This window comes from Neisseria sp. HMSC064E01 (genome assembly GCF_001808875.1).
GTDB classification, from domain to species: domain Bacteria; phylum Pseudomonadota; class Gammaproteobacteria; order Burkholderiales; family Neisseriaceae; genus Neisseria; species Neisseria sicca_A.
Genome location: NZ_KV794894.1, coordinates 30,483 through 41,311 on the forward strand (window position 1 = coordinate 30,483; position 10,829 = coordinate 41,311).

The 10,829-nt window shown below is 51.2% G+C and carries 11 protein-coding genes; 3 read left to right on the forward strand and 8 right to left on the reverse strand.

What is annotated here, in order from left to right:
• Positions 1–43: 43 nt before the first annotated feature.
• Positions 44–1,039 (reverse strand): peptidylprolyl isomerase, encoded by a 996-nt coding sequence (locus HMPREF2572_RS02880; RefSeq protein WP_070496192.1) that lies wholly within the window; start codon positions 1,037–1,039, stop codon positions 44–46.
• Positions 1,040–1,065: 26 nt separating this feature from the next.
• A complete protein-coding gene (locus HMPREF2572_RS02885) occupies positions 1,066–3,444 on the reverse strand; it encodes an LPS-assembly protein LptD (protein WP_210385284.1) in 2,379 nt (792 codons plus the stop codon).
• A gap of 69 nt (positions 3,445–3,513) precedes the next feature.
• Here HMPREF2572_RS02885 and amgK point away from each other — a divergent pair, with 69 nt between their 5' ends.
• Positions 3,514–4,518 carry an N-acetylmuramate/N-acetylglucosamine kinase AmgK gene (gene amgK / locus HMPREF2572_RS02890; protein WP_070496194.1) on the forward strand — a complete coding sequence of 335 codons (1,005 nt, stop codon included), beginning with the start codon at positions 3,514–3,516 and terminating at the stop codon, positions 4,516–4,518.
• A 318-nt stretch (positions 4,519–4,836) separates the two neighbouring features.
• Here the strand turns inward: amgK and HMPREF2572_RS02895 are convergent, their stop codons facing one another.
• The 4 genes from HMPREF2572_RS02895 to HMPREF2572_RS02910 all read right to left on the reverse strand — a co-directional run bounded on the left by HMPREF2572_RS02895 (position 4,837) and on the right by HMPREF2572_RS02910 (position 7,673).
• A complete protein-coding gene (locus tag HMPREF2572_RS02895; protein ID WP_083294140.1) occupies positions 4,837–5,586 on the reverse strand; it encodes a hypothetical protein in 750 nt (249 codons plus the stop codon).
• 73 nt (positions 5,587–5,659) lie between these two features.
• Entirely contained in the window at positions 5,660–6,118 is a 459-nt protein-coding gene (gene pyrI / locus HMPREF2572_RS02900; RefSeq protein WP_070496195.1) for an aspartate carbamoyltransferase regulatory subunit, read from the reverse strand.
• 9 nt (positions 6,119–6,127) lie between these two features.
• Positions 6,128–7,048 carry an aspartate carbamoyltransferase gene (pyrB, locus tag HMPREF2572_RS02905; protein WP_070496196.1) on the reverse strand — a complete coding sequence of 307 codons (921 nt, stop codon included), beginning with the start codon at positions 7,046–7,048 and terminating at the stop codon, positions 6,128–6,130.
• Positions 7,049–7,289: 241 nt separating this feature from the next.
• Positions 7,290–7,673, reverse strand: a complete 384-nt coding sequence (locus HMPREF2572_RS02910) for a hypothetical protein (RefSeq protein ID WP_070496197.1) — start codon at positions 7,671–7,673, stop codon at positions 7,290–7,292.
• 90 nt (positions 7,674–7,763) lie between these two features.
• Here HMPREF2572_RS02910 and HMPREF2572_RS15185 point away from each other — a divergent pair, with 90 nt between their 5' ends.
• Together HMPREF2572_RS15185 and HMPREF2572_RS02915 are read left to right on the forward strand one after the other, a co-directional pair.
• Positions 7,764–7,889 (forward strand): hypothetical protein, encoded by a 126-nt coding sequence (locus HMPREF2572_RS15185; protein ID WP_283118427.1) that lies wholly within the window; start codon positions 7,764–7,766, stop codon positions 7,887–7,889.
• A 108-nt stretch (positions 7,890–7,997) separates the two neighbouring features.
• Positions 7,998–8,834 carry a GNAT family N-acetyltransferase gene (locus tag HMPREF2572_RS02915; protein WP_070496198.1) on the forward strand — a complete coding sequence of 279 codons (837 nt, stop codon included), beginning with the start codon at positions 7,998–8,000 and terminating at the stop codon, positions 8,832–8,834.
• Between the two features lie 112 nt (positions 8,835–8,946).
• Here HMPREF2572_RS02915 and HMPREF2572_RS02920 read toward each other — a convergent pair whose 3' ends face one another.
• Entirely contained in the window at positions 8,947–9,447 is a 501-nt protein-coding gene (locus tag HMPREF2572_RS02920) for a hypothetical protein (RefSeq protein ID WP_070496199.1), read from the reverse strand.
• A gap of 265 nt (positions 9,448–9,712) precedes the next feature.
• Complete coding sequence (locus HMPREF2572_RS02925) at positions 9,713–10,723, reverse strand: hypothetical protein (RefSeq protein ID WP_070496200.1); 1,011 nt, start codon at positions 10,721–10,723, stop codon at positions 9,713–9,715.
• Between the last annotated feature and the right edge of the window lie 106 nt (positions 10,724–10,829).

Here is a 10,829-nt window from a genome sequence, read left to right on the forward strand (position 1 = left end):
GGTCGTCTGAAACTTTTCAGACGACCTTTTTTCGACAACATTATTAGCGGATGTTGACATACGCGCCTGAGTGCAGGTCGCGCAGCAGGTTGGTTGTCGCTTGTTGGGCTTTTTGTTCAGACATATATTGACGCACGGCGTTGCGTTGACGCTCTTCGGGCGTACCGGCATCACGGACGTCGTTCAGCTTGATGATGTGCCAGCCGAATTGCGTGCGGACAGGTTGGCTGACTTGACCGGGTTTGAGTTTGTGGACGGCTTCTTCAAACGGCGCAACCATCATGCCGTCGGCGAACCAACCCAAATCACCGCCGCTACTCGCGCTGCCGTCTTGCGAATATTGGCGCGCCAAACCGGCAAAGTCTGCGCCGCTGCGGGCTTGTGCGTAGATTTTGCGGATGGTGCTTTCCGCGCCTGCCGCAGCGTTTTCGTTGTCGGCTTTAATCAGGATATGTTGCGCATTGTATTGGCGCATCGGTTCGCCTTCGGGCAGGGCAACGCCTTGTTGGCGCGCGCGTTCGATGAAGCTGTTGACTTCCGCATCGCTGACGCGGCTGTTTTGCATCACGGCCTGCTGGCGCACTTTTTCCATAATGATGGTGTCGGCGATTTCGCGGCGGGGGTGTGCGGGCGGATTTTTCAGGGACGGCGTTTGGGCGATGACGGCATCGATTTCGGCATCGGTCGCTTGAATGTTGCGGCGTTTGCCCGCTTGAACAATCAGGGATTGGTTGACCAATTGCGCCAAGACTTGCTGACGGAGTTCGTCTTCGCTGATTTGCGTGCCTTTAGGAATATGTTGGCGCGCTTCAGCAATGGCATGTGCCAGCTGGCGCTGGGTAATGACTTCGTTGTCGGCAATGGCGGCAATGCCGTCGGACAGGCGTACTGCGCCCGAATCGGCAGGCGTGGCTGCCGCTGCCTGTTTTGCCGCTTTCTGCGTTTTGACCGGCTTGCCTTTGGATGCGGCTTTGGGTGCGGCGTGTGCGTTCAATGCCAGACCGAGTGCGGCGGCAAGAATCAGGGGTTTGACGTTCATGGGGTAACTACCTCGTTGGTTTTGCTCTAGCCGGGAATGGCCAAGCGCAGTTTTTCAAATGGATTGTTGCCGAGATTGCTCAGGTCTTTGAGTTGGAGATTAAAGAATACGGCGTTTTTGCGGCTGTTTTCGCCAGTAACGTAACGTTGTCCGACAAGGCTTGCGCTCCAGCAGCCGCAGTTGCTTTTATATTCAGCTCCTACCAGCATTTCAAGAGGTTTCTTGGCTTGAATTTCATAGTTGTAACGTGCAACGGCGTAAAGGTTTTTACGGATAGGCCATTGTGCCGCCAAATCGACTTGGCGGATTTTATCGTAGAAATAGTTGCCGTCGGATTGCAGGTAAATGCGTTCGTTGCGCCCGTATTTGTAACGCGCGCTCAATACTTTGCCCGGCTCGGGATTGTAGCGGATGGTCGCGGCGTAGCTTTCGGCGCGGCTTTCGTTTTGGTTGTAGTGGACATCGAATCCGGCGTGGATGCTGTTGCTCAGTTTGCCGTTCGCAAAGCCGACCCAGTCGGATTGGCTGCGTTCGTAACGGCCGACGCTGCCGTCCAGCAACACCTTGTCGTTTTTGAAATAAAACTTCTGTCCGATACCGGCACGGAACAGCTCGGCACCGTTGTTCGGATTGAGGAATCGGGTTTGCGCGGCGGCGGTCAGGCTGTTGGCGGAGTTGATTCGGTCGTTACCGACGTACAGGTTTTCACGGAAAAGCTGGTTATAAGAGAAGCTGTTTTCCGAGGTGTCGAAATTGGGTAAATCGTTTTGCGACTTGGTCGGGATGTAGTTGTAGAACAGGCGCGGTTCTAGGGTTTGCAGATAGGCGTTGCCGAACAAATTGGCGTTGCGCTCGAAGGTCATGCCGGTATCGACGTTGAATATCGGCAATACGCGGCTGACGCGGCGGCCGGATTGGTTGCCGAACGAGCCTAAGTCGTAATAAGTCGCGTGTACGCCGATTTTCGGACGGATATAGCCCCATTGGTTGTTGAAATCCCAACGGACGCTGGGATACAGCACGGTACGGCTGCCGTCTTGTTTGCTGTCGTGTACGAAACGGGTGAACTGGCTGAATACGTTGATATTCGCCTTGCCCATGGTTTTCTGCCAACGTCCGGTCAGGCGCGGCATGATGGCGTAAGGTTCGTCTTTGTAACCGTTTTGGTTGGCAAGGGTTTGGTATTTCTGTACGTTCAGCGCGCCGTCAAAAGAGCCGCCCCAGATATTGTCGCCGTAGTTCAGCCACAGTTGGCGGTTGAGGTTGACGTTGCTGGCAATGTCTTCGCGTCCGTAGAAGTCGCGGTAGTAATTGTCGTCTGAAACCTGATTGAAGCTGATGCCGCCGCTGAGTTTGTCGATCAGTTGGTGGTTATGGTCAAACTTGATTTGATAGCGGTTGTTTTCGTGGCGTTTTTTATCGTGCGGCATCCAATCGCCGTCAATGACGCCGTTAAATTTCGGCTCTAGATAGCGAACCTGTCCGCCAAGCTGCACGCCGCGGGAACTGATGATGCCGGGGCGGAAGGTGGCGTCCAAGTTGGGGGCGAGGTTGAAGTAATAAGGGAGGGCGAGTTCCAAACCGTCCGAACCGGTTGCTAAGGTCGGAACCAGCAGACCGCTCTTGCGATGGCCGTTGAGCGGGAAATCGGCCCAAGGCGTATAAAGCACCGGAACGCCGCCGAACACCAGCGACGCGTCTTTTGCCACGCCTATGCCCGTTTCCTGATCGGTTTCGATGCTTTTCGCTTTGATGTACCAACTCGCATCACCGGGCGAGCAGGTATTGAATTTGGTATTGATGAGCTTGTACAGCCCTTTGCCTTTCATTTCCGCCTTTTCGCTGACGCTCTGGAGGCGGCGGCCGTCTTTTTCGGCATCGACGCGGACATATTCGCTCGAGCCGGTATTGTCTTTCAGGTTGTACACCAAAGTATCGCCGCTGACGGTCGAACCGTCTTGATGCAGTTTAAAGCGGTCGCCCGCCCTGACAGTATCGCTGGTTTGGTCATAATCCGCCCAGTCGGCGTTCAATACTTCCTGATTGCGCTCAATGATGACATCGCCTTCGGCGCGAACGGCGACTTTTGACTGTCCGGCAACCCTATCCGCAATCACGCGGGTGTAATCCTGCGGCAGGGCTTCTTCGCCGCTGGGTTTGATTTCAGGCTGCTTGTTTGCTTCTGAAGCCTGATGCTGGCAAAACAGGCAGGTATCGCCCAAGGACAATTTATCCTGATCGGTCGGACGATGGTTCTCCACGCTTTGAACCGCAGGCGGGGTGGTCTTTACCGGCTCGTAATCGGCAGGTTGCGGCAAAGATGCATTTTGCGCATATGCCCCTCCCGCGCCGAAGCCGACGCTTAACGCCAAAACCAATGGTTTGAGTGAAAATAAACGAGCCAAAATCGCCCCTTAAATCGGTTTGCCAGTTAGAATAGCGGTTATTTTAACCTGAAAATCCGCGACACCGCTATGCAACGACAAACCGAATTACAAAATTGGCTTCGCGCCGTCTATCCCGAACAAAACTTCGAATTGAGCTTCGCCGCCGCCGATGCCGACTTCCGACGCTACTTCCGCGCTACTTTTGCCGACGGCAAGACCGTCATCTGCATGGACGCGCCGCCCGATAAAATGAGCGTCGCTCCTTACCTAAAAGTGCAAAAACTTTTCAATATGCTTAACGTTCCCCAAGTATTGCATGTGGACGAAGCACAAGGATTTATGGTGCTCAACGACTTGGGCAGCACCACTTTCCTGACCGCCATGCAGCAAGAACAAAGCGCAGATGCACACAAAGTCCTGCTGCTTGAAGCCATAGACGAACTGGTCGAGCTGCAAAAAGCCAGCCGCGCGGGCGAATTGCCCGAATACGACCGCGACATCATGCTGCGCGAAATCAACCTGTTCCCCGAATGGTTCGTCGCTAAAGAACTCGGACGCGAACTCAACTTTAAACAACGCCAGCTTTGGCAGCAAACCGTAGACACCCTGTTGCCGCCGCTGCTTGCCCAGCCGCAGGTGTACGTCCACCGCGACTTCATCGTCCGCAACCTCATGCTCACTCCGGGCCGCCCCGGCGTACTCGACTTCCAAGACGCACTCTACGGCCCGATTTCCTACGACTTGGTTTCCCTCCTGCGCGATGCCTTCATCGAATGGGAAGAAGAATTCGTCTTGGACTTGGTCATCCGTTACTGGGAAAAAGCCCGCGCCGCCGGATTGCCCGTACCCGCAGCGTTTGACGAGTTTTACCGCTGGTTTGAATGGATGGGCGTACAACGCCATCTGAAAGTCGCCGGCATCTTCGCCCGCCTGTACTACCGAGACGGCAAAGACAAATACCGCCCCGAAATTCCACGCTTCCTCAACTACCTGCGCCGCACCTCCCGCCGCTACACCGAGCTTGCACCGCTTTACGCGCTGTTGGTTGAGCTGGTCGGCGATGATGAATTGGAAACCGGGTTTACGTTTTAAAAGGCAGATGGCTTTGTGCCACTCTTGATAACGAAAGAGGTCGTCTGAAAATCCTGAAATGGGTTTTCAGACGACCTCTTTAAGCCTTTTCTTCGTCTGTTGAGGATGTTGTGGATAGAATTTCGGATACATGGCATGAGAGTTCGCGTAGCTAATTCCTTCTTCACTATAAAAAGGTCGTCTGAAAACCTGATTTTCAAGTTTTCAGACGACCTTTTCAGTATATGCCTTGTACGGTTTGTCCAACTCAAAATCCGATTCGGGTTCAGGTTGTCCGAAACAAATATTCCAGGGCTTTTTGCAAAGTAAAAATATCCGTCAGTTCATATAAACACCTACCGATGCTTTCAGATGCTTGCCCGAGGGTGGTTGGGCAACGGCCGCCGCAATCAGTTTGACCTGATTTGCAGGGTCAGGCAGATATTTCATTTGCGCCACGGCATAGCGGGAAATCCGAACTTTGCCGTCTTGATAATGTGCGCCGCGGGCAGGCAGTTTCTGTATTTCTTCCAAGCTCGGCACATGGTCGAACACGCCGTCGTAAAACTCTATGACGGGGCATTCGTTGATGCCGGTGTCGCAGTGGACATAGGCAGCGTAAAACCGTTTCTGATACTGAATAGAGACGACGTCTTGCGGGCGGAAAAAAGTAATATTGTCAGGCATGGCTGGACGGCGTTTAAGCGGCTGCGGAGGCGTTTGCAAAAATGCTTTGATTTGCGGCGACCGGCGTTCGAAATCGTCGGAAAGCTCGACTGCGGCATTTAAAGCATCTATTGCGGCCAAGGCTTGAGGAAGGATGGCATCGATATTCAAGCCGTATTTATGGGCGATAATGGCCATGGCGAGGATGGTTTTCTGTTTGTATGCCGCACTGACTTCTTTTTTATCTTCTTCCTGTAACACGCAATCCCACCGACTGAGGATTTTTTGCCATATCTGGTTTTGCAGATCAAGCGAAAACTCTTTCGCTGTGATGCCCCAAGTCATGGCGCGGGCAAAACTTTCGTCCAAGGCCTGTACGAGGAAACGGGCGGCCAGTTTGTCCAAGATTTGCTGGTGTTTCATGATTGTTTCCTTATCAGAACGGTATCGGCAGGGGCGATGGGGCGGTAGCCGAATCTGTTCTGATTATCCCGAACTAAGCCTCCGTCACAGAATCGCGGCTGAAGGTTTTTTCGCAGTAGTGGCATTTGAGCTTGGTTTGACCGCTTTGTTTGCGGACGTAGAAGTGGCTTTTCACCGGCTCGCCGTGGCTGGCGCAGTTGGTATTCGGGCAGCGGAACACTTCGGCGATTTCGTCAGGCAGGGTGAGCCGGCGTTTGTTGATGACTTTGAAGTGGTCGATGGTGTTGACGACGGCTTCGGGGGCGAAGAGGGCGAGGCGGTTGGCGGCGTTGTCGTCCAGCCAGACGCCGGTGATTTTGATGATGTCTTTGCTGCCTTGGGTTTTGCTGGGCAGGTTGAAGCCGACGGTGACGGCGCTGCCGTAGTGCAGCAGTTTGAATTGGCGCAGGATAATCAGGCCTTTGCCGGCGGGGATGTGGTCGATGACGGTGCCTTTTTCGATGGCTTCGACGCTGAGTTTAGGGGTTTCCATATTTGCTCCTTATACTTCTTCGTTCAACACCAGCGATAAAATCGCCATGCGGGCGTAAACGCCGTTGGTCGCCTGCTCGAAATAGTAGGCGTGCGGCGTGGCATCGACGTCGGGGTCGATTTCGTCAACGCGCGGCAGGGGATGCAACACACGCAGGTTGGGGCGGGCGTTGGCGAGCATGGCGGCGTTGAGGTTGAATTTGCCTTGGATTTTGGCGAACTCTTGTTCGTCGAAGCGTTCGCGTTGGACGCGGGTCATGTACAGGATGTCCGCCCATTCGACGGCGGCTTCGAGGTCGGGCAGGATTTGGTAGCGGCAGCCTGCGGCTTCGAGTTCTTCGGTGATGTATTCGGGCATGGCGAGGCTGGGCGGGGAGACGAAGGCGAATTCGCAGTCCCAGCGTTTGAGGGCTTGGCAGAGGGAATGGACGGTGCGCCCGTATTTGAGATCGCCCGCCATGGCGATTTTGAGTTTGTTCAGACGACCTTGGGTTTCGTAAATGGTTACGAGGTCGAGCAGGGTTTGGCTGGGGTGTTGGTTGGTGCCGTCGCCGGCGTTGATGACGGGGACTTTGGAAAACTCGGCGGACACGCGCGCAGCGCCGTCTTTGGGATGGCGTTGGATGATGGCGTCGGTGTAGCTGGAGATGATGCGGGCAGTGTCGGCGAGGGTTTCGCCTTTTTTCGCGCTGGTGTTCGCGCCGTCGGCAAAGCCGATGACTTTGCCGCCCAAGCGTTGTACGGCGGTTTCAAACGACAGGCGCGTGCGGGTGGAGGGTTCGAAAAAACATGAGCCGATGAGTTTGCCTTCGAGCAGGTCGTCGCGCGGGTCGGCTTTGAGCTTGAGGGCGGTTTGCAGGAGCAGCTCGAGCTGTTCGGTCGTCAGGTCGGAAATGGAAATGACGTGTTGTCGGTAAAGCGGGTTGGGCATTCGGCTTCCTTTCTTCAATTCGGCAAAAACCCCGCAAAAGCGGGGTTTTACGAAACAACGACCGACGCGCCGCGGCGTGCGGTACGGGCAAAACGGGCGGGGCGGGCGTTGAGGCGCATGGGTCGTCTGAAATCGGTTTGGGGTGGCGGTATTATCGCATATTTGACGGGGCGGGGTTTCGGATTTTCGTGAAAAAGGGTCGTCTGAAAAATGGGGTTTCATCCTTTTCAGACGACCTGCTTTATTCGGTTTTGCCCGTCAGGGCTTTCATACAAAGCTGATATTCCGCCTTGCCCGTATCTCGGGCGAAGATGGCGTAGTCGGATTTGGGGACGGCGTTCAAAGCCGATTGCGGAAAGTGGTAGATTTCTTGCGCCACGCGTTCGGTTAGCCCTTGAATGAAGGAGCGGCTGTAATCGTTTTTGGCAACAACCATAAAGCGTTCGTTCATCTTCTCAACGGTTTGTCCGACGCCCGTACCGGACAAACGTTCGCCCATGGCGGTTTGGGCCATCAGTCCGACCAGGGCGCATTGGTCTTGGAAGGAGGCTTCTTGCGGTTCGGCTTGTGCAGCGGTGAATGCGGCGGCGAGCAGGAGGGCAGCGGTATATTTTTGTATGTTCATGGTGGTTTCTTTGGAACGGGTTATCAGAGCAGGCAGGAATGTACATGAATCATAACGTCATGACAACAAAACAGACGGCGGATTTCGAGTATGCAAAAGCAAGATGCCGACATGATTCAAAGGTCGTCTGAAACTTGGCATTCCATTTTCAGACGACCCCTTGTCATTTTTGAAAAACCAACGCCGCCCCCGAATGCCACGAAGCACGGACAGTAGGGTATAATCGCAAAGTATATTCCTTCGTGAAATCAATAAAAAACAAAGACGCTACAGCAGTTTTTGAAAGGTTTCACCCTAATTTCAAACTCTACACAGGAAACCGCCATGTTAGTCTGCAATCCCTACGAAGTCGTGATCCACGGCACAACCAACAAAGGTAAGATTTTCCGTCCCAGCGACTGGGCAGAACGCTTGTGCGGCATATTGTCCTCATTCACCAAAGACAATCGGCTGTCCTACTCCAACTGGGTGCGCCCCATGCTGGTGGACAACGTCCGCTGCGTCGCCGTTGATAAAAAACTCGAAGAAGACAATCCGCAGATGTTCCGTTTCCTGATGGACTTTGCCGCCGACAACGACCTGCGCATCATCGACTGCAAAGAGCTTTTGAAAGAACAGGAAGACAAAGCACAAGGCGAGCCAGCCGAACGCGTCCTGCTGGCACAAGCCATCGAAGAAAAACACGCCGCCGAAAAAGCACAGGCCGAAGCCGTCGCCGCCGAATACATTTTGCGCGAAATCCCGCCCGAAGACACATCCACCGCCTTCGCCGCCCTAAGCGTCCTGCGTTCCGCATTGACCGACATCAGCAAATTCACCGAACAAATCAACACCATCCAACGCCCCGCCGGCTACCGCCTCTTAGGCATTTTTGAAGAAGGCAAACACAACGCCGTCGCCGTCTGCGGCTTCCGCGAAGCCTGCAACCTCGCCAGCGGCTGCCATATCCACATCGACGACATCGTTACCCTGCCGCAAAGCCGCCGCAAAGGCTACGCCTCCCGCCTTTTGGCAGAAGTCCGCAAAATCGGCGCGGAAACAGGTGTGACCAAAATCCACCTCAACGTCCACGTCAACCACGACCGCGTCGATGCGCACCGCCTGTATTTCAAAAACGGCTTCGAAATCTGCGCCTACCATTTCCGCTGCGATCCTAAATAAACAAAAAGGTCGTCTGAAAGTTTTTCAGACGACCTTTTTCAAAGTTGGGTTTTTAACCTAACTTACGTTTGCTAAACTCCCTAAAATGGATTTTTATAAAGTTTTCCAGATTTTAAAAGGGATAATTTCTATTGCAAACCCTTAAAAATTCGATATTTTCATGCTTAGTCTCATCGTCATAAATAAATTTATCATTACTATCAAAGCAAAAAGAATAAAACTTACTTTCCCTTCTAGTACTAGTAGTCCTTATAGCAATAGAAACTGTACCATTCCTATATTTATTTCTATCAAAAATTAAAGTATTATTTCCAATAAATTGCATACCTGATTTTTTATTGATTACATTTTCTATTTCTGAATAACATTTTTTTTCTTCCTCACTACCTGCACAGTAAATATTTATATCTTCCAATACTGCTCCATCATCATAAAAACCTATACTAAGATCAAATATCATATCTCGATCATCATGATCAATTATTACGTAAATGAATTGGGGATCAGTAATTGATGTTATTTTTACCTTTTTAATTTTAAATGCACTTAATAAGCATATATAAATAATAAAAATAAATAGTGCAAGGAAGTATAGTTTAATTTTTTTTGTCATGAAATTTATTGGTTCCAAATTCAAAAAATTCTAAAAAACTTTATCTTAAGCGGTTTTGCCACACTTGTATAAATCTTACTACTACTATGTTTGGGTATGCTGACAACCACTACTTTGCCTATTACTCTCTAACTACGTCCACTTTCACACCTAACCCAGCATAACACTAATTTTATTGAGACCTTTGCAAAATTCCCCAAAATCCCCTAAATGTCTTGGTGGGAATTTTGGGGATTTTGGGGAATTTTGCAAAGGTCTTAACCCTTTAAAACTTGGGTTCTTTCTGTAAATAAGGTAGTAAATCAGGATCCTGATAGCCCTCATCGATTTTATACCCCTTGTTAACCAGCATGGCTTCCTTTTTTTTGCGATTCGCCAATTCGATGTCACGGTAGCGTTGCCAGTATTCCGGCAGGCTGGAGCTTATTTTATCCATTTCTTCTTGAAGTTTATCGATGCCATAACCGTCAGGGATAAATGTGTGGTATATGTCATTTCGGGTGCTGTAGCGCGCGGTCTTAAATTCAATCCGCATCATATACTGTCCCCATTCTTTAAAACTCAATGTTTTATTAATTTGATCTAAATCTTCTTGGTCTCTGACGGTTCGATCAAATGTAAGACTCATTTCAATACCATCTAAATAAAAATCTGCAAAAATGGCTCGTTGTATTATCACGCTATACCATGTATTAAAATCGGGAACTACACCGGGATCGGTAATATTACCCAAGCCAAAATTTTCTTCATCTTGGAAATATCTGATGGCATCTTTATCTGTCAGCCGAGGACTGGATAAATAAATATAACGTTGCCAACCACTGTCCTGTATCCGCTTCATCAGCTTAACCCATAAATCATAGGCTTCACGATGGCGGATAAGTTCGCTGGCACTGATGCCGCTGTTTAAAACAATATCAGTTACTCCCTCTCCCTCAGGTTCGGAACCTACCGATCCCATGGCGGTAAAAGTATGCGGGATAGTCAGGTCATGGCCACTGTGGCGGATGGTGACGGCTCCCAATTGTTTCGACGGCCATTGTAAATCTAAAAAGCCGACCAGTTCTCCTGCGGTATGGTGATCTGCAACCGCCCCTGCCTGTTTGAAACTTGCCGGCCCTTTTTTACCCAATTGTAAAGTGACTTCCTGCGGCATGATTTTCTCCTCGTCGTCTGAAGCATGAACTGTTAATGAGATCAGAGCGAGCAAAAGAGTAGCGAGCAAAGCTGCTACAACCCGCTCACTGATTGCCTTGTGGGTCGTTCCAAGATTCATGGTTTTCTCCTTTTTTGGTGCTGCCTATCCAGCCTGCTATGGTTTGCAGGTGTCTTTCGATATAGTGGATTAACTTTAAACCATTACGGCGTTGCCTCGCCTTAGC